The sequence below is a fragment of the Labilibaculum sp. genome (assembly GCF_963664555.1).
Taxonomy (GTDB): Bacteria; Bacteroidota; Bacteroidia; order Bacteroidales; family Marinifilaceae; genus Labilibaculum.
Window position 1 is genome coordinate 2753613 of record NZ_OY761461.1, and the last position, 24052, is coordinate 2777664.

Sequence of the window (24052 nt, forward strand, 5' to 3'; positions counted from 1 at the left end):
ACAATCAAATATGTTGTTGCTGTTGTTACTCAAATTCTTGTTGTTGGTAATAAAAAATAAACCACTTCATAATAACAAAATATTGCACCAAGGATACTTGTATTCCATAAGTTCCTATATGTGTTTTCATCACTTTCTAAATCAAGAAAACAATGTCCTATTTGTCCAAAGTTATGGAAGAACTGCAAGCTTCCAGAAAAAATTCAGAATACGATATGCCTGGCAGGGATTTAGCCCATCGGTTTGTAGAAGAAGCAATGAATTCTTTGTTTCCAATTAATGCCCGTCGATCAAATAGCTGTTATGAACAGGAGTCTTTATTGTACCAACTGGAGTCATTATTAAAATTGTTGCTCCTACCTGTTAAGAATGAATTGAGTGCACCATTAGAAAAAGTTACTCATGATTTTATGAAGACTTTACCAAAAGTATATCGTGATTTATTAATGGACGCTGAAGCAATTCAAAAATTTGATCCGGCTGCGCGTAGTATAGGTGAAGTAATTATTGCCTATCCTGGTTTTTTTGCAATTATGGTCTATCGCTTAAGCAATGTTCTTTATCTTTTAAATGTTCCGTTAATTCCTCGTTTAATGAGTGAATATGCACACACCAAAACAGGAATCGATATTCATCCGGGAGCAACTATAGGAGAATCTTTTTTTATAGATCATGGTACTGGTGTTGTTATTGGAGAATCGGCAATTATTAAAAATAATGTGAAGATTTACCAGGGCGTTACTCTTGGTGCATTGCAGGTAAAAAAGAGTCTTGCTAAGAAAAAAAGGCATCCAACTGTTGAGGACAATGTAATAATCTACTCGAACACAACCATTTTAGGAGGTGATACAGTAATTGGAAGAAACAGTATTATTGGAGGTAATGTTTGGTTAACCTCAAGTGTAGAATCAAATAGTATTGTATATCATAAACATGAAACTAAGGTTAGAACAAACCTTGATGAAAGTAAAATCATAAATTTTCAAATATAAAAATTGTAGTTGTATGAAAATAAATAACATTTTAGAGGCGATTGGGAATACCCCGGTAGTAAAATTAAATAAAGTATTTGGTAAGAATTCCAACGTATGGATGAAATTGGAACGATCTAATCCCGGTGGAAGCATAAAGGATAGAATTGCTTTATCAATGGTTGAAGCAGCTGAAAAGGATGGATCTCTCAAAGAGGGATCTTTAATAATTGAACCTACCTCTGGTAATACTGGTGTTGGATTGGCAATGGTTGCTGCTGTTAAAGGTTATAAAATAATATTAGTAATGCCTGAGTCTATGTCGGTTGAAAGACGGAGTTTAATGGCCGCCTATGGAGCTGAATTTGTACTTACGCCAAGAGAACTTGGGATGAAAGGTGCGATTCAAAAGGCAGAAGAATTACTTGTTAGTAATGAAAATTCATGGATGCCTTCGCAATTTGATAATGAAGCAAATGTTGAGATTCACAGAACTACAACTGCTAAAGAAATTATTGCTGATTTTCCTGATGGTCTTGATTATCTTATTACAGGAGTTGGAACCGGTGGCCATATTAGCGGTGTCGCTGAAATATTGAAAGCGAAATTTCCGAAATTAAAAGTGTTTGCTGTTGAGCCCGAAGCTTCAGCTGTTATTGCAGGAGGTGCACCGGGTCCTCATCCATTACAAGGCATTGGTGCAGGATTTTTACCGGCAAATTTAAATACTGAAATTTTAGACGGTACTATTTCTGTTGGGAAAGAGGAAGCATTCTTAAAGGTAAACGAATTAGCCAATACAGAAGGTATACTGGCAGGAATTTCGACTGGAGCTTCGCTTGCTGCTGTTGCCAAAAAACTTACTGAAATTGAAAATGGCGCTACTGTACTCACTTTTAATTATGATACCGGAGAAAGATACCTTTCAATTGAAGGATTGTTTTAGACCGAAAGGAGGATATTAAATTAAACGGCACCCCAAATTTTCATTTAGGGTGCCGTTTAAAACTTCTTGCCGTATTTTTATAATTTAAAAAATTACTTTCCAACCCCTTGTTTTGTTTTAACAACAACAACACCGTTACCTCCTCTTGATCCATACATTCCAGATGAGCTTGGTGTCAGTATCTTAATACTATTTATTGTAGCAGTTGCTAAACTGGTAAGAGCATCAAAATCTACAACTATACCGTCAATCTCAATTATAGCATCGATAGGACCATTTATAGATTGTCTTCCTCTGATAATAACTCCATTATTTTCTATTCTTACACCAGGATATTTATCCATAATAATCTGAAGTGCATCTGTGTAATGTGAATAATCAGTGTTGTTTTTAAAGTGCAATATAAAAGTGGAAAATTGATCTGAATCCTTTATGTGTCCGGAATCAATGGCTAGCTGCTGAGATTTTTTAGAATTTTTTATATTAAGGTTAACTTTGCAAAATTTTGAATTCCCCGTTAATCTTTGATTTTTAATTACAAATCCTTTCGCACTTACTTTTATTTTTTCATTTAATACTCCTTCAAAACAGAAATTTCCCTCAGAGTCACTTTTCACAATCTGTTTGGAGCTGGAAACCAGAATTTCTGCATTCATGATAGGAATACTATCAAAAACAAAAACGGTTCCTTTAAATATTTTTTTCTGACCATAGCTTGATGAAAATGTAAATAAAAATAAAATTAACAATCCGTAAACGTTTAGTCTTTTCATTTTATGATGGATTTGATTCGTAATTGACATTTTAATATAGGCACATGAGTTTTCATAACTTTCACCAAGTTAAGACAAAATACATATATTAGCTAATTATTATGAATCAATTACTATTTTGGAAAGCCAAAGGAGAAAATAAAAGTAAAGCTCTTCAATTACTCATCGCGTATTGCTTCTATCGGACGAACTTCCATTGCCCGTTTAGCTGGAATTATCCCGGCAAAAATTCCAGCGAGAATTAAAATTCCCAGAGCAATTATTGCCACATTAAAATCTACCTCTGGATTTGTAAACATGGAATTATCGCCACCACTACTTTGAATGGCTTTATTTATGAGTTCCAAAATAATCACACCAAAAACAAGTCCAAACCATCCGGCGATTGCGGTTAAAACAACCGATTCAGTTAAAATAGAGCTAATAATTACCGATGGAGAAGCTCCTAAAGCCCTTTGAATTCCTATTTCTTTGGTACGCTTTTTTACAATAAAAAGCATAATATTACTGACTCCAATAATCCCGGCAATAAGGGTTCCTATGCCAACAATCCAAATTAATCCTGCAATACCTCTAAATAGATTATTGATTTTAATAAATTCCTTTTCTATATTTTCGCTGCCTATTGCACGATCATCATCCGGGTGAACTGAGTGACGCCTTTTTAGTAAAGCCTTAACTTTCTCTTCAACATAGGTTGCGGTATATTCACTTTTAGATGTAATGGAATAATGGCCTACTCTATTTCCGTAATTATATGTTTTTTGAAGCGTTGAAAAGGGTATAAAAATGCATTGATTCTGCCATTCTCCCCATCCTTGATTGTGCATAGATTTAAAAGTGCCAACCACCTGAAAGTAAACACCATTCAATTTAATGTATTCGCCTATTGGGTCTTCATCTTTTTCGAATAAAACCTCAATCACCCTTTCTCCAATTATCGCAATTTTTCTGGTTTCATTAATATCAACCTGATTTAAGAACCGTCCTTTGGTTATGATCACCGGATCAATTAAGTTCACTTCCGGAACATCACCAAGAATGCTGAAAGCACCCGTTTTCAGACCTCTGATAACATTATTATCACCATCACCACCACGAGCTTGAATTCGGGGGGCTAATAGTTTTATTTCAGGAACATTATCCAGAATTGCTTTGGTATCCTGATTTGTAAAATGATATCTGCGTCCCTGCTTATATCCTTTATAGGGTTTGCTTGTTGGTTGAGTCCAAATGAAAACGGAATTCGTAGCAAAATCCCCCATCCCATAGTACACACCATTTTCAAGTCCTTTCCCGGAACCCAGCATAATAATAAGCATGAAGATTCCCCAAAAAACTCCAAATGCCGTTAAAAAGGTTCTTAATTTATTGCTTTTAAGAGCCATATATACTTCAGTCCATCTATCCTGGTCAAACATCCTGTTATAATTTTCAGATTCGTATTTTATTCGTGAGCCAAAGCTTCTATTGGTTTAACATTAGCCGCTTTCCATGCTGGAAAAAAACCAGCCAGCAGTCCGGCAAAAACCAAAACCAGAGTTGCCTGAATGCCAACACTTAAATCAACCGAAGGATTCATAAAAAACTCTATTTGAGTATGTGGCGCCAACACTTCCAGAAGTATAACCCCTAAAACCAAGCCTATATACCCGGCGGCGCTGGTAATTAAAACTGATTCCAATAAGACCAGACCAACGATTGAATTTGGAGTTGCACCCAATGCTTTTCGGATTCCTATTTCTTTGGTACGCTCACGAACAACAATTATCATGATGTTGCTGACTCCAACAATTCCAGCTATAATTGTAAATATTCCTATTATCCAAACAAAAATTCGAATTCCGGAAAACAGAGCCATCGTCCGTTGATAGTTTTCCATATTATTATTGATCCACATAGCTCTTCTATCAGCAAGGTCAAATTTATGCCGGACAGCAAATGATTTTCTTAAATACTGCTCCATGGCTTGAAGTGATTCAATATCCGGAGTATTTGTTGTGAAAGACATATTTGATATTCGATTGGCTCCGTTGAATACTTTTTGGGCCGTAGATATGGGAACATAGACTCGTTGTAAATCTCGCTCCGAATAATCTGTAAAAACACCTATTACCTGAAATGGAATTCCGTTTATTTTTACGTATTTACCTATAGGATCTTCTCTTTTAAACAAGGCTTCTTCAACAACAGTACTGATGGCTGTCACCTTTCTAAAGTCTTTAATATCTACATTATTTAAAAAGCGTCCTTTAATATTCGATGTACTCTCTAAAGTCTCTGTATCAGGATGAACGGCAATAATATTGTAATTAACAAATTCGGTTTTGTAAGAGATCAAATTGTTCCTGAAAATGGAATACCGGGAACTTATTTTATCAATATCCAAGCCGGAATCTTTTGTTTTTTGATAATCATCATTGGTAAATTGAATTCTTCGGCCAGCTTTCATACCGCTAAATGGAAGACTGGTTCTCCCACTGTAAATCCAGAGGCTATTCACGGCATCTTGTTTGAATTGATCCAAAACACCATTTTGCAGACCATTACCCGATCCCAGCAAAATAATTAACATGAAAATACCCCAGGATACACTGAAACCGGTTAGAATAGTTCGGAGTTTGTTTTTTCGAATGGTTTCAAAAATTTCCTGCCACTTATCCAGATCAAACATGATTTCTAATTTAGAATTTCACAATACTAATATAAACGCACGAAGCATCCTTATTGTTTATTGTTGTGATGTCCTAAAAAATGGTGGTGTTTAATAACGGCAGGTTTTCTTATTTGCAAGTTAAAGAAAGATTTGAAAGAAATCAATAATTATTTAAAGAAAACAAAACTATGGGCAGTACTATGGCTGGTCGTATTTTAAGAGATATCAAAGGAGCCAATGCTTGTTTTAATCTTATTTAACGTTCCTTAGCAGCTATTAACCATGCTATGCTTTATCTTTGGTGCATAGGTTTAGAAATAAGAATAAGTAGTTTTATCATAGATTGAGATTAAGGTTAAATTTTAGTTTAAAAGGATCAGTTGATTGCTGATCCTTTTTTTTATCAAAATTCCTTTTTATCTAAGCCAGATATTCAGCAAACAGTTCGTCGAAAACTTCTCCTTTCGAGAGACGGCCCTTTACCAGACATATTGTATATACTTTCCCCTTTGCACAAAGTTTGTTGTCAGATAAACGATAGATATCTTCATTAAAAACAAGCTTAACTCCTTCCCTTTCAATGTTTAACCGCACTTCAAATTCATCGCCGCTGGTTAGTGAAGTTTTGTAGTCAATCTCAATTCTCGAAACCATAGCATCTGTTCCCTGTTCGTGCAGTGCTTTAAAATTGGTTCCTATGGATTCTAAAAACTCATGTCGTGCATGTTCCAAGTAATTCTGATAAACAGAGTTGTTTACAACTCCCTGAATGTCGCACTCGTAATCGCGGACTTTAAACTTTAGATTGTATATGTAATTCACCATTAAATTGTTTTTTATTGAAAGGCTAAATCTAGTAATATTTGAAGAAACCGCAATTAAAATAACTGTTTCAACTTCTCATTACAAGTAGGAATGTAAAAAAAAAAAGAACTGCTGAGCGGGAATCTCAGCAGTTCAAGATTGTAAAGCATATCAATTTATCACTTTACGATTAATTTTTTTGTCCAGCTTTTACCATCAGCATCTATCTGTACCAAATATATTCCGGCACTTAAACTACTCACATCAATTTCTTTTGATCCATCGGTATTGAATGTTCGAATTACATTTCCTGTAAGGCCAACAATCTTTACTTTCATTGTGCTTGAAATGCCGTTTAATTCTATTTTGAAAGAATCAGTGGTTGGGTTTGGATAGAGGCTGATTGTTACATTGTCAGCAATAGCCCGTTCTCTTTCACTCCTGCTATCCTGTACTTGTATTCCATAATCTTCAATTTCGCCATAACTTGCATTGCCGCAAGCCAAAGGTGTTGCATTATAAGTAACACGAACCCTCATTCTTGTTGTTCCCAAGCTTGCATCAGTTGGAACCGAAACGGCACCTACCGCCTGTCCAAGTCCACCGCTAATACTAAAACTTAATGCATATTCTTCTTCCGAATCTTCAAAATCACCATCCCGGTTCCAATCGAACCATGCCGTAACATAATTGTTTGCATCCGGACGGCCAATATTAACAGTTACGGCATAAGTCCCGCCTGGCTCAACAGATGCCAGTTGCGATGTGTAATCGGAATATTGATTGCAGACTGAACTATTATTAATTGTTTCAAATACTACACCCGAAATATATTCATATGAACTGCATCCGTTTGTTGTTGCTTCGCAGTAATCTTGCTGAATTGGAGCACTTACTGTAATCAGATCGGTGACTGTTTTTGTATCTGTACTACCTGTTTTCGACGCAGTTAATGAAACAGAATAGGTTCCCTCTGTATCATAGCTTACTATTGGGTTTTGAGAGCTGCTTACAGTTGGAGTTCCTCCTGTAAAAGACCAGTTCCAGGCTGTTGGATTGTTTGATGACAAATCCGTAAAACTAATGCTTTCTCCTTCGTAAATGGAGGTTTTGTTTGTCGTAAAATTGGCAATTACATCGGTATCTCCCGATCCTGAAATATTTATATTTGCCACGTAAGGTATTTTATTGTAGGCGCTTACTGTAATTTTTATTGTTCCGCTTGCAGGCAGGGGACTAAAGGAAACTGTTGCTGTTCCGTTGCTGGTTTTTGCTGTACCCAAAATTTCGCCGTTTAAAGTCAACGAAACCCATGCGTCGTCGGTTGAACAGGTAACTGCTAGTTGGTTGCTGTTAGGCGCTGCTGTTCCTGCATGACTTACTTGCAATGCTACCGGAGTTTTAGTTCTTACCTGCAAGGATGGATCTCCGAATATGGTCCATGTATCCAGCATGCTTTCTCCTCCCGATCCGTAAACATCTACCATTTTAAACATTCCATTCAAAGCCAGACCAGCAAAGGTTCTACGAATATTATTGGCGTAACTCTCTACCAAAATATCATTCATTTCGGTTTGAGCAATCATTGGCGGCACCCACGATTGATTGATGGTAGAAGCACAAATTGCCATTGCTCCTGTTGGAATGCCATTGTTTGTTGCCCTTAACCATGCTTCGGCAAAACAGGTGATAGATTTAAAATTTCCATTCACACAAGCCACATCGAAAATAAAGGGAAGCTTGTTATTGTTGGTCAGGCTGTTTACATTGGTGCTGGTATATACCATACTCGCAAAACTGGTATTGGAACCATGACCTACATAATTGATTAAACTTTTGCCTGCATTTAATAAACTGGTTAATTGACTTGCACTTCCTCCATCCTGGTAACAGCGGGTGATGCCGTATCCGTAACCTTCCAATTTGTTTTCGATGGTATTCATGTGTTCTGCATCAGAAGGATTGGAACCTTCGTTGGATGCAATTCCTACACCTGAAGACAACCATGTATCAGCGGTAGTAACATCTCTCTCATAATGAATGGTTCTCTCAACCTGAGTTGTTACCTGAGCTGCATTTTCAGCAGAAAACCGCCCCACAAAGATGTCGATATAGTGATCGTTACCAGCAATAAAGCCATAATTATTATCCGAATCGCCGGCACTGGTAGATGATGTAGGAACCTGCGGAGCATCGCCTACCAATAAAAGATAGGTCAACCCATGAGTGTTGTAGTAGTTGCTCACATAGGTTTTAATTGCCGAGGCGCTGCCGATTGTGCTCACAGCAATCATTTCTACAGATATCCCCTTTTGTTTCTTCCAGGCAACAAAATCAGCCATCTCGTCCATAAAATCATCATAGCAGATAATCAACATGTTTCCAGGGGCATCATTCAGTGCAGTGTATTTGGTGCTGTTACTTGTATAATTTAGAAAATGATTTTGATAGATGTTTTCGAAACCATGATCCGCAGCAACCGATTTTGTACCCGACATTACATTCTTTGTTGATGCTCTTTCGGTTGGACTCACCTTTATCACAACATGAGTATAAATCCTCAGTTTTTTCTGAACAGGATTGTAAGCAATCGGCTGAATTACAACTGCCTGACCCCGAATGTTTCGCAAGATATACGGATCATTCATCAAAGTAAGTTCGGATGGATAAAATGCATCTTTATGGTAGCTGTCTCCATATTGGTATGGAATTGTTTTGGGATCAATATCCCGGGTAAGATTCCCTTTTGAAGGTACTATACTGATATCGGTTAGTTCGATAAACTCTGAAGAAAGGATCTCGACCTGCATTTCGGCACGGGCAGGAATCATGATGGATTGAGCAAAACGAGGCAATGCCGGATTGTCTTTTTCAAGGATATCACCCATACCATTTGCTTCTACCTTGTAGGCATTTTCTTTTTCAATCCAAATTAGGTCGTAAGAGTTCAGTTTAAAATCAAGCACATAATTGTTCCGCTCGGATGATTCTAGTGTCATCTCGTTCTTGTCGGTTCGATTATTCGGATCGATCTTGATGTGTTCGCGCTTTTGAGCTAAAGCGTTCAATGTTGAAACCAGGGTAAGGGCTATAGCACATACCCAAAAAGAGTAAAATTTTTTATTCATAAGTAAATTTTTAAATTGTTATCACTTGATAATAGATGGGGTAAATTCTGAATGAATATTTAGTCTTAATACTCACTGTTTTCAAAATATCAAATCAATTATCACACCCCTTTATTCTCCAAAAAGTAAAAAGGTAACCCAAAAAAATAACAAATTTTATTAATTACTATTCCGTATTAGCATCGCAAACACATCAAAGTACTATATTCACTAGTATTGAACATTATTTACTTCATTTATTTTCACCAAAAAAAATAAATTTGCTTTGTTATCCAATAGTTTAAATCAATTTACAGAGTAGTATCACTTTCTTATCTGTAACCAATTAAAAATGTATAATATATCTACTTATGTTTGTTATGATATTTCAAAAGTGATATCATCTATCTTTTAAAATTAAAATTGCTTCATCTCAGTTTCTGTATCTCAACCACACAAGCCAACACAAGAGTTTTTTGTAAGTCATACAATTTAAAATTTAGCATATTAATATTATATAGCTTGTTCATAATATAATTATAATGTACTTTCAAGAGATATTTTAGAAATAAAAACCAAAACTTTATTAAGATGATTGAATATTATTTGCATTTAAATCCATTAACCGATACTCCGGACGATTGTATAGCCAAACCATCCCCAATCGGTGTTTTAACCCGTGAAGATTTAATTAAAGCATGTTGTGCCGAAGGTACAGGAATCACCCCATACGAGGCTGAGAGTATGTTTAAGCGTATCGAAACGGTGGTAACAGAGAATCTGGAAAAGGGCTACTCCATAAATACGCCTTTACTAAATATTTCGCCGAGTATTACCGGGGTGTTCAATAATTGGGATGACAGCTTTGATGGATCCCGTCACAAACTGCGTTTTAAATCATCACCGGGCGTATTGTTAAAAGCAGTTGCTGATTCGAGCAAACTTCACAAAATTGACCGTAAAAAGAGCATCATCGACATCTATAGTTTTACGGATCATTCCCTTGGCCAGGAAACAGACAGTTTTCTGCCAAATGGTGTGGGTGAATTAAAGGGAAAACGATTAAAAATGGATACTTCAGACGAAAATCAAGGCATTTTCCTGATTGCTGAAGATGGTACAGAACATCGTGTTGCGGTATATGTAACCAACACCGACAGCACTCAAATTTTTCAAATTCCTGAATTAACTGCCGGCCATTACGAATTACAGGTAAGGTGTATTGCCAAAAACAACAAAAAGCTTACCATTGGGTATTACGACAAAACTCTAAGCGTAAAATAGCATATAAAGCCGGTTGATCCGGCTTTTATTTTACTTAGAAGCATTCTGTTTGGTTCAAACATTTTCCCTCGAATTGCGCCAAACTTTTCCCTTGCGTTAGGCAATACTCTTCCCTTGTACTACTCCGAAGCTTTCCCTTGCACCAGACAATACCTTTCCCTTGTGCAAGGGAAAGACCTTCCCTATAGGCAGGGAAATTCTTATTTCATTGTAATGGGTTCATCAATACAAAAGCCCCGATAGATTTTCGAAATCTGTCGGGGCTAAAAATAATATAATCGGTTTACAACTTACAACCTTACCACTCCTGCTTTTGATCTACGTAATCGCTGAAGCTGTCAATTCCTAAATCTTCTATCGATTTTTTGCAGAAAGAATAGATAAAGGCTGAAGCCAAACGCGCGTTGGTGATTAATGGTATGTTTAAGTCGATGGCAGTTCTTCTGATCAGATAATCATTATTCAACTCCGTTTTGCTTAAGTTTTTTGGGATGTTAATCACCAAATCAACTTTGCGTTCTTTTATCAAATTCTGAGCTGTTATTTCAACATCTTCATCGGGCCAACCTACACTTTCGATGGTAATTCCGTTCTCTTCCAGGAATTTTGCGGTACCTCTTGTTCCATACAATTTATGTCCTCTTTCTTCGAGCATTTTTGCACTTTTCAGAAGTTCTATCTTGGAGCGAATAGGGCCACTGCTAATTAGTATGGCGCTCTTCGGAACCCGGTAACCCACTGATAGCATTGCTTTTAATATTGCATCGTAGTAATCAGCTCCTATACAGCCAACTTCACCGGTTGAAGACATATCTACCCCCAAAACCGGATCTGCTTTTGATAGTCTTGAAAAGGAAAATTGAGAAGCTTTTATACCAATATGCTCCAACTCGAACATGGAAGGTAAATTGTTTGGAATTGGAACATCTAACATTGCCTGAGTGGCAGTTTCAATAAAATTAAAGTCCATAACCTTTGAAACAAAAGGAAAACTTCTACTTGCACGCAGGTTACATTCAATTACCTTAATGTCGTTATCTTTTGCCAGCAACTGCATGTTGAATGGTCCGGTAATGTTTAATGATTTTGCTATTTTAGCTGCTATTTTACGAATTCTGCGAATGGTTTCGAAATACAGTTTTTGCGGCGGAAATACCAAAGTAGCATCGCCGGAATGTACTCCGGCAAACTCAACGTGTTCTGAAATGGCATCGATAATAATTTCACCATTTTTGGCTACTCCGTCAAACTCGATCTCTTTTGCTTCCTGAATAAATTCACTAACTACAACAGGATACTGCTTTGATACCATGGCTGCCAGATCCAGAAAATGTCCTAATTCGTCGTGATTCGACACCACATTCATTGCCGCACCTGAAAGCACATAACTTGGGCGAATCAAAACAGGAAATCCTACTTCATCAATAAAGTCATTAATTGCCTCTTTGCTTGTCAACTCATTCCATCTGGGCTGATCAATTTTCAATTCATCAAGCATGGCTGAGAATGTCTGACGGTTTTCTGCTCTGTCAATCGATTCAGGAGATGTACCTAACACTTTTACTCCAGCTTTGTGCAAACGCATTGAAAGGTTCTGAGGAATCTGTCCTCCTACGGATACAATTACACCACGGGGTGATTCCAAATCGATAATATCCAATACTCTTTCGAAAGAAAGTTCATCGAAGTATAAACGATCACACACATCGTAATCGGTACTTACGGTTTCCGGATTGTAATTGATCATTACCGATCGTAATCCTTCTTTGTTTACCGCGTTTAGAGCATTCACACTACACCAGTCAAACTCTACCGATGATCCAATTCTGTATGCACCTGAACCCAGAACAATAACCGATTGATTGTCGTTTGTATAGGCAATGTCATTTTCATCACCACTGTAAGTTAAATAAACGTAGTTCGTTTGAGCAGGATACTCCGCCGCAAGTGTATCAATTTGTTTTACAACCGGAATAATCCCTTTTGCTTTACGATGTTTTCTTACCTCTAAAAGCTCCGATTCCATATTGGTACTCTCTGGTTTCAAAACAAAGCGCGCCAACTGAAAATCAGAAAAACCGTACACTTTTGCTGCCTTAAGTAATGTATCAGGTAATTGCTGTAAGTCGTTGTATTTCTGAAGATCCCATTTCAATTTTGTGATGTGTTCCAGCTTACTTAGGAACCACTTATCAATTTTAGTGAGGTCGTGTATTTTGTCAATGGAATATCCTTTCTCAAAAGCTTGCGCGATAGAGAAAATACGCATGTCGGTCGGATGCGTTAATTCTTGATCAACATCGTCGAACTTGGAATGAACGTTCCCAACAAATCCGTGCATTCCCTGACCAATCATACGCAAACCTTTCTGAACGGCTTCCTCGAAATTACGACCAACGGCCATTACTTCTCCTACACTTTTCATGCTGGAACCAATCTCTTTGGTTACGCCTTCAAATTTATTTAAATCCCAACGCGGAATTTTACATACTACGTAATCTAAAGCAGGCTCGAAACAAGCTGTTGTTGTTTTTGTTACGGCATTTTTAAGTTCGTGCAAAGCATAACCCAAACCAAGTTTGGCTGCAACAAAGGCCAGGGGATAACCGGTAGCTTTCGAAGCCAATGCAGATGATCTTGATAAACGGGCATTTACCTCAATTACACGGTAATCTTCCGAATCGGGATCAAGAGCATACTGAACGTTACACTCTCCAACCACGCCAAAGTGACGAATAATCTTAATTGCCAATGATCTTAATTTGTGGTACTCCGAATTGGTCAGCGTTTGCGAGGGTGCAATAACGATACTCTCACCTGTATGAATTCCCAACGGATCGAAATTTTCCATATTACACACTGTAATACAGTTGTCATACGCATCCCGAACCACTTCATATTCTACCTCTTTCCATCCTTTTAGTGATTCCTCAACCAATATCTGACTCGAATAGGATAAGGCATTTTCAGCCAATTTCTCCAATTCAGCCATATTCGAACAGAATCCACTTCCTTGTCCACCTAAAGTAAAGGCTGCACGAACTATAATCGGAAAACCTAGTTTTTCAGCAGCTTTTAATGCTTCAGGAATGGATTCAACGGCGAAAGACTGTGGGGTTTTCACATCGATTCCTCGAAGCTCGTTGGCAAATATTTCTCTGTCTTCGGTTTTAATAATGGTCTCGATTGGAGTTCCTAAAACCTGAAGATTGTATTTCTTTAGCAATCCGGCATTGAAAAGCTGAATACCACAATTTAATGCAGTTTGTCCTCCAAAAGCTAAAAGGATTCCATCAGGCTTTTCTTTTAAGATAACCTGTTCTACAAAATAAGGTGTAACCGGCAAAAAATAAATTTGATCGGCAATTCCTTTTGACGTTTGTACGGTGGCAATATTGGGATTGATAAGTACAGTATAAATACCCTCTTCCTTCATTGCTTTTAATGCCTGCGATCCGGAATAGTCAAACTCCCCTGCTTCACCAATTTTAAGTGCTCCGGAACCTAACACAAGTACTTTCTTTATGTTGTCTTTTGTCATTTTTATTAAGCTGTTAGCCATTAGCTTATGGCTGTTAATTGATAATTGTTTTTCTTAAAAACATCCCTCTGTCCTTCATACATCTTCCCCTAAAGGGAGAATTAAGTACAAGTGAGACTTTTTTTAACTTTAAACTTTCTCTTTTTAACTTATACCTTTATATTCTTCCATCATTTTAATGAAATCATCGAACAGAAATTCGGTATCTGTAGGACCACTGGAAGCTTCGGGGTGAAACTGAGAGGCAAAAAACGGTTTGCTTGTGTGCTTTAATCCTTCGCATGTGCCATCATTGGCATTAACAAACAATGGCTCCCACTCTTTTGGTAAAGTATCCATATTAATGGCGTACCCGTGATTTTGCGAAGTGATAAAACAACGCTTGCTTCCTTTCAGTACAACCGGCTGATTGTGACTACGGTGTCCGTACTTCAGCTTATAAGTATCAGCACCTGCAGCAAGAGCCATTAATTGTGTTCCCAGGCAAATACCCATAATTGGTGTATCCTGACCAAAAACTGTTTTTAGATTGGCGATTGCTTTTGTATTTTGTTTTGGATCTCCCGGACCATTGGATATAAATAATCCATCATATTTCTCCTGAGTAAAATCGTAATCGTGAGGAACTCTGATTACGGTGGTATCCCGTTTTAACAAACAACGGATAATGTTATTTTTCACACCGCAATCCAACAGCAGCACTTTGTGTTTTCCATTGCCGTAAACAATCTTTTCCGGTGTGCTTACCTGGGCTACAAGATTCTCTAAATTAGGATCTTTCCATTCAGGTTCTTTGCCTTCAAAAACAATTTTGGCCAGCATACTGCCTTGCTCCCGAAGCTTTTTAGTTAATGCACGGGTATCAACACCATAGATTCCAGGTATTTTGTGTTTTTTCATCCAGTCTCCAAGACTTAAGCTCGCATTCCAATGACTGAATTCCTCTGTGTAATCCGATACAATAAATGCAGACACCTGAATTTTTTCTGACTCATAAAAGCGAAACAAGTCGTCTTCCTGAAGTGTTCCCGGCACTCCATAATTTCCAATCAGTGGAAAAGTACTAACCAGAATTTGTCCGCGGTACGAAGGATCGGTTAAACTCTCCGGATATCCGGTCATTGCAGTATTAAACACCATTTCTCCGGAAATGGATTCCTGGTAACCAAATGATGTACCGATATACTCCGATCCATCCTGTAAAATTAATTTAGCTTTTGTCTCTCCTGACATAAAAGTTCTATAAAATGGTTAATATTTTTAGTACTTAGTTAATCGTTTTTAGTAATTAGTTCAGTCTGAAATATTTTATATTTTCTTGTACTAACTACTCCGTACTAGTCACTTCTATTTATATTCTATTCAATAAGTTCATGTAAGCCTCTTTGGTTTTGTTAAAATTAAAACCAACGAAAATATCATTCATCTTATCAACAATTTTATCATTGCATAAATTGCCGATACTGCCTTCGTGAACATGTTTCACACTGCCTTTGTATTCAAAATTACCCTCTTCCACTATTTGTCCGATCTTTTTATAAGCATCGCGAAAAGGAACACCGTTAAGTACCATCTGGTTCACTTCTTCCACTGTAAACATGTACTTATAACGTTCATCCTTTAAAACATCTTTATTGATTTTCACTTCGGAAAGCATGATTCGTGTCATTTCCAAACAAGCAATCATTTTATCGAAAGCAGGCATAAAGAACTCTTTTGTAAGCTGATAGTCTCTATGATATCCGGAAGGAAGGTTTGACGTTACTGCCTGAATTTGTGCCGGCAGCATTTGCAAAGCATTTGCATGAGCCCGAATCAACTCAAAAACATCAGGATTCTTTTTGTGCGGCATGATACTGCTTCCTGTTGTTAATTCATCAGGAAAACTTAAAAAGTTAAAGTTCTGACTGTTATACAAACAGGCATCCATAGCTAATTTCCCAATTGTCATAGCCATATTTGCCAAGGCTGAAAGAACAGTAAATTCCATCTTTCCACGCCCCATTTGTGCATAAACTACATTGTAACTTAAATCTCTAAATCCCAACAATTCTGTAGTCATTCGTCTGTTTAGAGGAAATGACGAACCATAACCGGCTCCAGATCCTAATGGGTTCTGATTTACCACTTTATAAGCTGCCTGCAACACCATCATGTCATCTGATAAGCTTTCGGCATAGGCTCCGAACCATAAACCAAATGAGGATGGCATGGCAACTTGCAGGTGAGTATAACCAGGAATCAACACATCCTTATTGTCATTACTTTTTACTATTAACTCATCAAAAAGCAATCTGCCTTCGCGAACAATTTCCTCCAGTTTGTTTCTTGTAAAAAGCTTTAAATCCAAAAGAACCTGATCGTTTCTTGATCGGCCGCTGTGAATCTTTTTTCCAATATCCCCTAAAGCTAAAGTCAATTGATATTCAATTTGAGAATGAACATCCTCTGTTCCATCATCAATTACAAAATCATTATTTTTTATCGAGGAATAAATTTTCCGTAATTCTTCCTGAATCAATTTCAATTCTGTTTTTTCCAATAATCCGATGGATTCGAGCATTTCAATGTGTGCAAGCGATCCCAGCACATCAAACGCTGCAAGTTGCAAATCCAATTCCCGGTCCATTCCAACAGTGAATTGTTCAATTTTTTTATCAACTTTTACGCCTTTATCCCAAAGTTTCATAGTAATTCTCTTTAAAGTTAGGTGTTCGTGTTTAATCCGTTTTTTACTTCTTGTTAACTTAGCTGAGGTTATATTTTCAAACCGTTCAACAAGTTATAATATTTTTCAATTCCTTTTTCAATTTCGTCAATATAGATGAACTCATCAGCTGTATGCGATCTGGCAGAATCTCCCGGCCCCAATTTTAAAGTTGGAAATCCCTTCATAATTGCCTGATCGGATGTGGTTGGAGAACCGTAATATTTCATACCCAAACTCAAGCCTGTCTGAATTAACGGGTGTTCCAACGGTATTCCTGAAGAATTCATTCTAAAGGATCGGGCTGTAACATTACTTTCCAACTTTTCTTTGATGATTGCAAATGCCTTTTCGTTTGAATAATGCTCGTTGGTACGAACATCCACCACAAATTTGCAGGATGACGGAATGACATTGTGCTGTTTTCCTGCATTAATCTGTGTTACAGTCATCTTTACTGCACCCAGCATCTCAGACTCCAAAGCAAATTTATAGGTATGAAGCCATTCTATATCTCTCATTGCAATTGTTATTGCGTTAACACCCTCGTTACGGGCCGCATGTCCGGGAACACCAATTGCATCGCAATCCAGCACCATCAAGCCTTTTTCGGCAATGGCCATTTCCATCAATGTTGGTTCGCCAACAATTCCAACATCAATTCGTCCTATTTCTTCCTGCACCAGCTCAAAACCTCCGGTTCCTGATATTTCCTCTTCTGCGGAAGCTGCAAAAACACGGTTGTAATCCTGATCAGTACCTTCCAATGCTAAAAATGCTGCAAACAGAGAAACCAAACAGCCTCCGGCATCATTGCTTCCCAATCCGTACAATTTACCTTCTGACACTTCCGGATTGAAAGGATCCTTGGTATATTTTTCGGAAGGTTTCACGGTGTCTAAATGAGAATTTAGTAACAGAACCGGTTTTTGATCATCAAAATCCTTATTAAAAACCCATACATTATTTCCTTTTCGGTGTACCTGATATCCAAAGTCAGATAGTTTCTGCTCCATTACATCTGCAGCTTGATTTTCCTCTTTGCTGTATGATTGAATAGAAATCAGTTGCTTAAGTGTAGTCAAAGCTATTTCGGTATACTTTTTTAAATCCATATGCATAAGCTAAGAATTAACAATTTGTGTTCCTGAGGAATGATTTGTCTCCATCGAAACAAAATTCCCGATTACCACCTCTTCCACTCCTTTTGATAAGGCATAAAATGCATTTTGTGTTTTGGGCAGCATTCCTGTATTTATCTTGCCCAATTTCACCATTTCGGAGCATTTTACGTTAGAAAGAACAGGCATTACACTGCTGTCATCCTCCGCATTCATCAATACACCAAGTTTCTCGAAACTATAAATCAATTTCACCTTATAGAAACGACTTAAGGCAACAGCAACTTCTGTTGCCACAGTATCGGCATTGGTATTGAATAATTGGCCCATTCCATCATGAGTAATCGGAGCAATAACCAAAACCGAATTGCATTCAATCTGCTTGCATAAAGCCAGGGTATTAACTGCTGTAACATCACCAACAAAACCAAAATCGACCTTTGTATTGTTTCTTTTTTCAGCCCTGATCAAATCCAAATCGGCACCACACATTCCCATTGCATTTACTCCACGAGCCTGCAAAGCAGCAACAATATTCTTATTAATTAGTCCTGCATAAACCATGGTAACCAACTTCAGATTTTCAGCATCAGTTATGCGTCTTCCATCCACCATTTTGGTTTGAACTCCAAGTTTACCTGCCAAATCAGATGCAAGCTTTCCACCTCCATGAACCAAGACAATCTTGCCGTTTAAATTTGAAAAAGCATCAAGAAAATCATTTAGTTTTTCGGTATCGTCAATTACGTTACCACCAATTTTTACAACAGTTAAATCTATCATGTCAATACAATTTGGGTTAGTTTTTGAAATGCTTGAATGAATTGATCCACCTCTTTTTTGGTAATTGAAAGTGGCGGCAGTAAACGAAGTGTTGTACTACCTGATGATCCTGTGAAAATTCCATATTCCTCAAGAAGTTGTTTCCTGATTTTAGGCATATCCTCAAGATCAATACCAATCATTAATCCTTTTCCCCTTATTGCTTTTATTGCTTTATTATCTTTTAACTCAGAGATTAAATAATCTCCTAATCTGTTTGCATTATCGATTAACTGTTCCTCTTCAATTGTCTCTAATACAGCCATTCCCGCAGCACATGCCAAATGATTTCCCCCAAAGGTTGTTCCTAACATGCCACTCCATGCTTTTATTTCAGGTGATATGATTACTCCGGCAATCGGAAATCCATTTCCCATTCCCTTAGCTGTAGTTATAATATCTGCCTTAACACCTGCATGCTGATGTGCGAAAAATTTTCCTGTTCTTCCATAGCCCGACTGAATCTCATCCAAAATAAGCATTGCTTTGTGAGTTTTACACAAACTTTCGGCAGATTTTAAGAATTCAACCGATGGTTCAACAACTCCATTCACACCTTGTATTCCTTCAATAATCACTGCTGCAACGTCATTTTCCCCAAGAGCTTTTTCCAGTGCATAAATGTCATTCATTTCTATAAAAACGACGTCGTGTTTTGCATTAAATTTTGATGATAATGCAGGATTATCTGTAATCGCTAAAGTACCACTGCTTCTTCCGTGAAAAGCTCCTTTAATTGCAACAATTTTCGATTTACCTGTGTGAAAAGATGCCACTTTCAAAGCATTTTCATTGGCTTCGGCTCCTGAGTTACACAAGAATAGATTGTAATCATCATATCCTGAAAGTGTACCCAATTTGCTGGCTAATTTCTCCTGCATATCATTTCTTACTGCATTCGAATAAAAGCCTAAACAATGAAGTTGGTGCTCCATTCTAAAAATATAGTGTGGATGACTGTGACCAATTGAAATCACACCATGTCCACCATAAAAATCTAAATATTTATTTCCTTTATCGTCAGATATGTTTGATCCTTTCCCATTAACCAAGTTTATATCGTAACAATTATATACGTTAAATAATTCCATTTCACTTTTTTTTAAAATCCAATCGGCTTTAAGCCCAGTCCTAATATTTCGGGCATTCCAAATAATAAATTCATATTCTGAACTGCCTGACCAGAAGCCCCTTTCAATAAATTATCAATCACTGAAATAATCATCAGTTTACTACCGTGCTTTTCAAGATACAACACACATTTGTTTGTATTTACAACCTGCTTTACATCGGGCGATATATTTGATATTGAAACGAATGGATGATTTTTATAATATGTTTTGTACTTCTCAACGGCCTCTTCAGCAGACCAATCACAATCGGTATAGATTGTGGCCATTATTCCCCGGCTAAAGTTTCCTCTAACGGGAATAAAATTGATAGCTTTATTGAAGCCTGGCTGGAGTTGTAAAACCGTTTCTGTAATCTCAGCCAAATGCTGATGAGTAAATGCCTTGTATACTGAGACATTATTGTTTTTCCAGCTAAAATGTGAAGTTGATGTTGGATTCTGACCTGCTCCGGTTGATCCGGTAATCGCATTAACATGAACCTCTTCCTTCAATTTATTTTCATTAGCTAATGGCAATAATCCCAATTCAATGCAAGTGGCAAAACATCCTGGATTGGCTATTTTATCAGCATTTTCAATTTTATCTTTATTAATTTCAGGCAGTCCGTAAACAAATCCTTTTTCATTTGCTTTTGGTCTGAAATCAGTACTTAAATCGATAATTTTCACGGTCTCAGGCAAATTATTCTCTTCCAAAAACAATTTGGTTTTCCCATGTCCCGAACAGATAAATAAAACATCAATTGCTTTATAATCAGCTTCGGAAAATGACAAATCAGTATCCTCAAACAAATCCCTATGGACATCCGATACCGGATGCCCCATATGACTTGTACTCTGCACGAAACTGATATTTGCCTGTGGATGCCAAATTAAGATCCGCAACAATTCTCCTGCCGTATATCCTGCTCCACCTATGATTCCTACATTCACCATAATTACTGCTTGTTTACGGTGTAATATATCTTTAATGAATTAGCCAGAATATTGGTAAATCCTTTTGCATCATCCGCGGTCCAGCCTTTACTGCTTTCGCCGTACTGACCAAACAAATCAGTCATCAGGTCGTTGGGCGAAGTTATGCCTTCAACAAAGAAATGTTTAGGATTTAAATTTAAAATAACCGTTCCAGTCACCTTCTTTTGAGTGTCAAGAAGGAAAGTCTCCATGTTTCTCATTACCGGCTCTAAATATTGAGCCTCGTGCAATAACATCCCATAGAAATTTGCAATCTGCTCTTTCCAGTGCATTTGCCATTTGGTAAGGGTGTGTTTTTCCAGTGTTTGATGAGCTTTAATAATCATTAAAGGCGCTGCTGCTTCAAATGCAACCCTTCCTTTTGTTCCAATAATTGTGTCACCAATGTGCATGTCTCGTCCAATGCCAAACTGAGACCCAATTGCTTCAATTTTTTTAATTGCATCCAATGGATGTTGTACTTTTTCTCCATTCACACTAACCAATTCTCCCTTTTCGAATCCTATGGTTAACTTTTCCGATTCGGTTTTAACAACCTGTTTTGGATAGGCTTCTTCCGGAAGCGGTTGATCTGAAGTTAAAGTTTCTTTTCCACCGATACTGGTTCCCCAGATGCCTGCATTAATGGAATATTTCATTTTTTCGAAATTGGCTGAAATACCATTTTCTTTCAGGTAATTGATCTCAGTTTCCCTGCTTAACTGCATATCTCTGGTTGGTGTAATAATTTCGGCATTTGGAGCCATTATTTTAAATATAAGATCGAATCTTATCTGATCGTTACCAGCACCGGTACTACCGTGAGCGATATAATCAGCATCAATGGAATGGGCATATTGAGCAATTGCCATAGCTTGAAATGCTCTTTCTGAGCTTACCGACAATGGATATGTATTGTTCTTTAAAACATTTCCCATTATCATGTATTTAATACATTTATCGTAGTATTCTTCGGTAATATCAAGAGAGGCGTGTTGAACAACTCCCAGTTGTTTTGTCCTGTTCTCTATATCAGCTAATTCTTCTTTGCTGAAACCACCTGTATTACCCAAAACTGTGTACACATCCATGTTTAACTCCTTAGACAGATAAAGTGCACAGTATGTTGTATCTAAACCTCCGCTATATGCTAATACTACTTTTTTCTTAGTTGATGTCATTATATTATTATTTATAGATTTTCAAGATCTTGTTACTAATTTGATGAAATTGCTTTCTTTTCAGAACAATTACTTTTTGTCCTTTCTATTGGGATCATACAGCATACCTGTACACAAACACATTTTTCGATTGGTTCGCTGCAGTATGTCATAATTCACACAACCGCTGCATCCTTTCCAAAATGTATCATCAGTAGTTAGCTCCGAAAAGGTAACTGGTCTGTATCCTAATTCTGAATTGATTTTCATTACAGGAAGACTGGTGGTGAGTCCGAATATTTTGGCCTCAGGGTAACGTTTTTGGGATAGCTCGAACGCTTTAGCCTTAATCATTTTCGCTAAACCTACAGCTCTGTAGTCAGGATCCACAATTAGTCCCGAATTAGCTACATACTTGCCATGTTCCCAGGTTTCTATATAACAGAAACCAATCACTTTATCCTGATCAAAAGCAATGATTGCTTTACCTTCCTGAATTTTTTGTACGATGTACAAAGGTTCTCTTTTTGCAATTCCTGTACCGCGGATTTTTGCAGCACTTTCAATCATATCACAAATTTCCTGGGCATATTCGTAATGCCTTAAACCTGCTATAATGACACTTATTTTTTGCTCAATTTCCATTGAAGTATCTATCATTTTATTCTATCTATTACTAAATTTCCCAAAAAAGAGCTACAGCAGTTAAGCGCAACCACTTGTTATTTAATTCTACAAAAAAGTCCGCTCTGACGGTCTGGTTGTTTTGTTCCCGAAAACAGCGTCTTCGAATGTCTAAGGAGTTGAAAAAATTCATGTTTTTATTTTTAGTTTATACAAAAAAAGCTTACCGTCCGAAAACAGTAAGCTTATTAATTATGATATTTCAATTACAGAAATAGCAAGCTCATCCGTTCCCCCTGGGTAACAGTTACTACGCAAATGGCGTCGACTTTGTGTATAGATGATTTGATGCATTTCTATTCGTAATTATATAGTTTCAAAAAAAAGGCTTACCGGTAAAAACGGTAAGCCTTTTAAATATTGCTGTTAATCATTGATTACAAGACAATACGACATCAACCGCTTTTCCTAAAGGAGCGCTCTGTCTTCGTCGTTGTATGTTGTAAAATAAAATCATTTGATATTTTTTTCTGTTATTTCAAATTCAAAAAAAATGCTTTCCGATATGGAAAGCTTGGAAAATAAATATGCCAGAGCTTATGCCTTATCGTTTGGATAAAGATTTAATGTAGCGTCGTCGAATAATTCGTGAATTTTCCATGTCTATTCTTAATTTGTTGCCTACAAAGATAAATGCAAAAAATAGTAATATCCTAATAAAACCATCTTTTTTTTAATTCACTCTTATTTAAAACCTTTGCGTAAAGATTTTATTGTGCTTTTAATAACACACCACCAATTACCAACACTCCCCGTCTGGAAATTGTGTTTTTTTTTTTGCTAAAGATGATTTATGGAATTCAATCAAATAATACAAATGAAACCATGTCTTTTGGTCTAAATAATAGTGTGTTATAGTTTTTTAACAGTTCTAAATTCATTTTTTTAATAACCATTTATAAATTGCGCCGTAGAATCGCTTTAGTATCTCAATTTAAAAAGATTTGAAATTATCATGGAGTTAAAAAAAATTGTTGGATTTGTGTTGTTGGGCTTAGCCGTTGTTACTTTCTTCCTTTATCTCTCCCTACCTTTTATTCTATCGGGTTCTAATAAAATCATTCTGTTGACGGCATCAGTTTACCTTCTGAATAAAGTTTTCTTTTATTCTTCAATTTATATTTTAGGGAAGCAATTCATTTCCAAAGTCGGAAAGTATTTGCCCAAATGGATTGAAAGACGATTATTAAAGTTATTTAAAATTCAACCTGTTGTTGAAACAAACATTTAGTAATCTTTTTTCAATATTGAACATAAATATAAAAAGACTATTTCTTTACTTTCAGGTCAGACAAATAGCTCAGGCATATATAAATGCCTGAATATCATGCAAACCTTTGCAATGACAATTATCATGTTTTTTTCACTTTTCAAACGTTTTCGTTAA

General features: G+C 36.9%; 18 protein-coding genes. 4 read left to right on the plus strand and 14 right to left on the minus strand.

The window, feature by feature from the left end:
* Nucleotides 1-152 precede the first annotated feature (152 nt).
* Entirely contained in the window at nt 153-992 is an 840-nt protein-coding gene (epsC, locus tag ACKU4N_RS11005; RefSeq protein WP_321316378.1) for a serine O-acetyltransferase EpsC, read from the plus strand.
* A gap of 13 nt (nt 993-1005) precedes the next feature.
* On the plus strand, nt 1006-1917 hold the full coding sequence (gene cysK, locus ACKU4N_RS11010) for a cysteine synthase A (RefSeq protein WP_321316379.1): 912 nt from the start codon (nt 1006-1008) through the stop codon (nt 1915-1917).
* Between the two features lie 92 nt (nt 1918-2009).
* On the opposite strand, the gene ACKU4N_RS11015 is transcribed toward cysK, so the two are convergent.
* From ACKU4N_RS11015 to ACKU4N_RS11035, 5 genes are all read right to left on the minus strand, one after another.
* Nucleotides 2010-2690, minus strand: a complete 681-nt coding sequence (locus ACKU4N_RS11015; protein WP_321316380.1) for a hypothetical protein — start codon at nt 2688-2690, stop codon at nt 2010-2012.
* Nucleotides 2691-2848: 158 nt separating this feature from the next.
* Nucleotides 2849-4111 carry an ABC transporter permease gene (locus ACKU4N_RS11020; protein WP_321316381.1) on the minus strand — a complete coding sequence of 421 codons (1263 nt, stop codon included), beginning with the start codon at nt 4109-4111 and terminating at the stop codon, nt 2849-2851.
* 26 nt (nt 4112-4137) lie between these two features.
* Entirely contained in the window at nt 4138-5364 is a 1227-nt protein-coding gene (locus ACKU4N_RS11025; RefSeq protein WP_321316382.1) for an ABC transporter permease, read from the minus strand.
* Between the two features lie 402 nt (nt 5365-5766).
* Complete coding sequence (locus ACKU4N_RS11030) at nt 5767-6171, minus strand: acyl-CoA thioesterase (protein ID WP_156195342.1); 405 nt, start codon at nt 6169-6171, stop codon at nt 5767-5769.
* A gap of 158 nt (nt 6172-6329) precedes the next feature.
* The gene (locus tag ACKU4N_RS11035; RefSeq protein ID WP_321316383.1) at nt 6330-9278 is read right to left on the minus strand and encodes a C25 family cysteine peptidase; all 2949 of its coding nucleotides are present in this window, start codon (nt 9276-9278) and stop codon (nt 6330-6332) included.
* 570 nt (nt 9279-9848) lie between these two features.
* Between ACKU4N_RS11035 and ACKU4N_RS11040 the strand changes: the two genes are divergently transcribed.
* Complete coding sequence (locus ACKU4N_RS11040; RefSeq protein WP_321316384.1) at nt 9849-10541, plus strand: DNA-binding domain-containing protein; 693 nt, start codon at nt 9849-9851, stop codon at nt 10539-10541.
* Between the two features lie 298 nt (nt 10542-10839).
* On the opposite strand, the gene carB is transcribed toward ACKU4N_RS11040, so the two are convergent.
* The 9 genes from carB to ACKU4N_RS11085 form a co-directional block, all read right to left on the minus strand.
* Nucleotides 10840-14103, minus strand: a complete 3264-nt coding sequence (gene carB / locus ACKU4N_RS11045) for a carbamoyl-phosphate synthase (glutamine-hydrolyzing) large subunit (protein WP_321316385.1) — start codon at nt 14101-14103, stop codon at nt 10840-10842.
* A gap of 123 nt (nt 14104-14226) precedes the next feature.
* Nucleotides 14227-15315 carry a glutamine-hydrolyzing carbamoyl-phosphate synthase small subunit gene (gene carA / locus ACKU4N_RS11050; protein ID WP_321316386.1) on the minus strand — a complete coding sequence of 363 codons (1089 nt, stop codon included), beginning with the start codon at nt 15313-15315 and terminating at the stop codon, nt 14227-14229.
* Between the two features lie 118 nt (nt 15316-15433).
* Entirely contained in the window at nt 15434-16771 is a 1338-nt protein-coding gene (gene argH, locus ACKU4N_RS11055; protein WP_321316387.1) for an argininosuccinate lyase, read from the minus strand.
* Between the two features lie 68 nt (nt 16772-16839).
* Nucleotides 16840-17910: a M20 family metallo-hydrolase gene (locus ACKU4N_RS11060; RefSeq protein WP_321316388.1), complete on the minus strand. Its 1071-nt coding sequence runs from the start codon at nt 17908-17910 to the stop codon at nt 16840-16842.
* A 3-nt stretch (nt 17911-17913) separates the two neighbouring features.
* The gene (gene argB, locus ACKU4N_RS11065) at nt 17914-18693 is read right to left on the minus strand and encodes an acetylglutamate kinase (RefSeq protein ID WP_321316389.1); all 780 of its coding nucleotides are present in this window, start codon (nt 18691-18693) and stop codon (nt 17914-17916) included.
* On the minus strand, nt 18690-19823 hold the full coding sequence (locus tag ACKU4N_RS11070) for an aspartate aminotransferase family protein (protein ID WP_321316390.1): 1134 nt from the start codon (nt 19821-19823) through the stop codon (nt 18690-18692). The genes argB and ACKU4N_RS11070 overlap by 4 nt, the downstream gene beginning before the upstream one ends.
* Nucleotides 19824-19834: 11 nt before the next feature.
* A complete protein-coding gene (gene argC / locus ACKU4N_RS11075) occupies nt 19835-20800 on the minus strand; it encodes an N-acetyl-gamma-glutamyl-phosphate reductase (RefSeq protein ID WP_321316391.1) in 966 nt (321 codons plus the stop codon).
* A 2-nt stretch (nt 20801-20802) separates the two neighbouring features.
* Nucleotides 20803-22002 (minus strand): argininosuccinate synthase, encoded by a 1200-nt coding sequence (locus tag ACKU4N_RS11080; RefSeq protein ID WP_321316392.1) that lies wholly within the window; start codon nt 22000-22002, stop codon nt 20803-20805.
* 69 nt (nt 22003-22071) lie between these two features.
* Nucleotides 22072-22641 carry a GNAT family N-acetyltransferase gene (locus ACKU4N_RS11085; RefSeq protein WP_321316393.1) on the minus strand — a complete coding sequence of 190 codons (570 nt, stop codon included), beginning with the start codon at nt 22639-22641 and terminating at the stop codon, nt 22072-22074.
* 979 nt (nt 22642-23620) lie between these two features.
* Here ACKU4N_RS11085 and ACKU4N_RS11090 point away from each other — a divergent pair.
* Complete coding sequence (locus ACKU4N_RS11090; protein ID WP_321316394.1) at nt 23621-23896, plus strand: hypothetical protein; 276 nt, start codon at nt 23621-23623, stop codon at nt 23894-23896.
* Nucleotides 23897-24052 lie beyond the last annotated feature (156 nt).

What these genes read in the sequence shown, in the direction of transcription:
- ACKU4N_RS11085 (WP_321316393.1), bottom strand. Translation starts at nt 22,641, where the DNA reads ATGATAGATACTTCAATGGAAATTGAGCAAAAAATAAGTGTCATTATA.
- cysK (WP_321316379.1), top strand. Translation starts at nt 1,006, where the DNA reads ATGAAAATAAATAACATTTTAGAGGCGATTGGGAATACCCCGGTAGTA.
- ACKU4N_RS11015 (WP_321316380.1), bottom strand. Translation starts at nt 2,690, where the DNA reads ATGAAAAGACTAAACGTTTACGGATTGTTAATTTTATTTTTATTTACA.
- ACKU4N_RS11030 (WP_156195342.1), bottom strand. Translation starts at nt 6,171, where the DNA reads ATGGTGAATTACATATACAATCTAAAGTTTAAAGTCCGCGATTACGAG.
- epsC (WP_321316378.1), top strand. Translation starts at nt 153, where the DNA reads ATGTCCTATTTGTCCAAAGTTATGGAAGAACTGCAAGCTTCCAGAAAA.
- carB (WP_321316385.1), bottom strand. Translation starts at nt 14,103, where the DNA reads ATGGCTAACAGCTTAATAAAAATGACAAAAGACAACATAAAGAAAGTA.
- argC (WP_321316391.1), bottom strand. Translation starts at nt 20,800, where the DNA reads ATGGTGAATGTAGGAATCATAGGTGGAGCAGGATATACGGCAGGAGAA.
- argH (WP_321316387.1), bottom strand. Translation starts at nt 16,771, where the DNA reads ATGAAACTTTGGGATAAAGGCGTAAAAGTTGATAAAAAAATTGAACAA.
- ACKU4N_RS11025 (WP_321316382.1), bottom strand. Translation starts at nt 5,364, where the DNA reads ATGTTTGATCTGGATAAGTGGCAGGAAATTTTTGAAACCATTCGAAAA.
- ACKU4N_RS11070 (WP_321316390.1), bottom strand. Translation starts at nt 19,823, where the DNA reads ATGGAATTATTTAACGTATATAATTGTTACGATATAAACTTGGTTAAT.
- ACKU4N_RS11060 (WP_321316388.1), bottom strand. Translation starts at nt 17,910, where the DNA reads ATGCATATGGATTTAAAAAAGTATACCGAAATAGCTTTGACTACACTT.
- ACKU4N_RS11035 (WP_321316383.1), bottom strand. Translation starts at nt 9,278, where the DNA reads ATGAATAAAAAATTTTACTCTTTTTGGGTATGTGCTATAGCCCTTACC.
- argB (WP_321316389.1), bottom strand. Translation starts at nt 18,693, where the DNA reads ATGATAGATTTAACTGTTGTAAAAATTGGTGGTAACGTAATTGACGAT.
- ACKU4N_RS11090 (WP_321316394.1), top strand. Translation starts at nt 23,621, where the DNA reads ATGGAGTTAAAAAAAATTGTTGGATTTGTGTTGTTGGGCTTAGCCGTT.
- carA (WP_321316386.1), bottom strand. Translation starts at nt 15,315, where the DNA reads ATGTCAGGAGAGACAAAAGCTAAATTAATTTTACAGGATGGATCGGAG.
- ACKU4N_RS11020 (WP_321316381.1), bottom strand. Translation starts at nt 4,111, where the DNA reads ATGTTTGACCAGGATAGATGGACTGAAGTATATATGGCTCTTAAAAGC.
- ACKU4N_RS11080 (WP_321316392.1), bottom strand. Translation starts at nt 22,002, where the DNA reads ATGACATCAACTAAGAAAAAAGTAGTATTAGCATATAGCGGAGGTTTA.
- ACKU4N_RS11040 (WP_321316384.1), top strand. Translation starts at nt 9,849, where the DNA reads ATGATTGAATATTATTTGCATTTAAATCCATTAACCGATACTCCGGAC.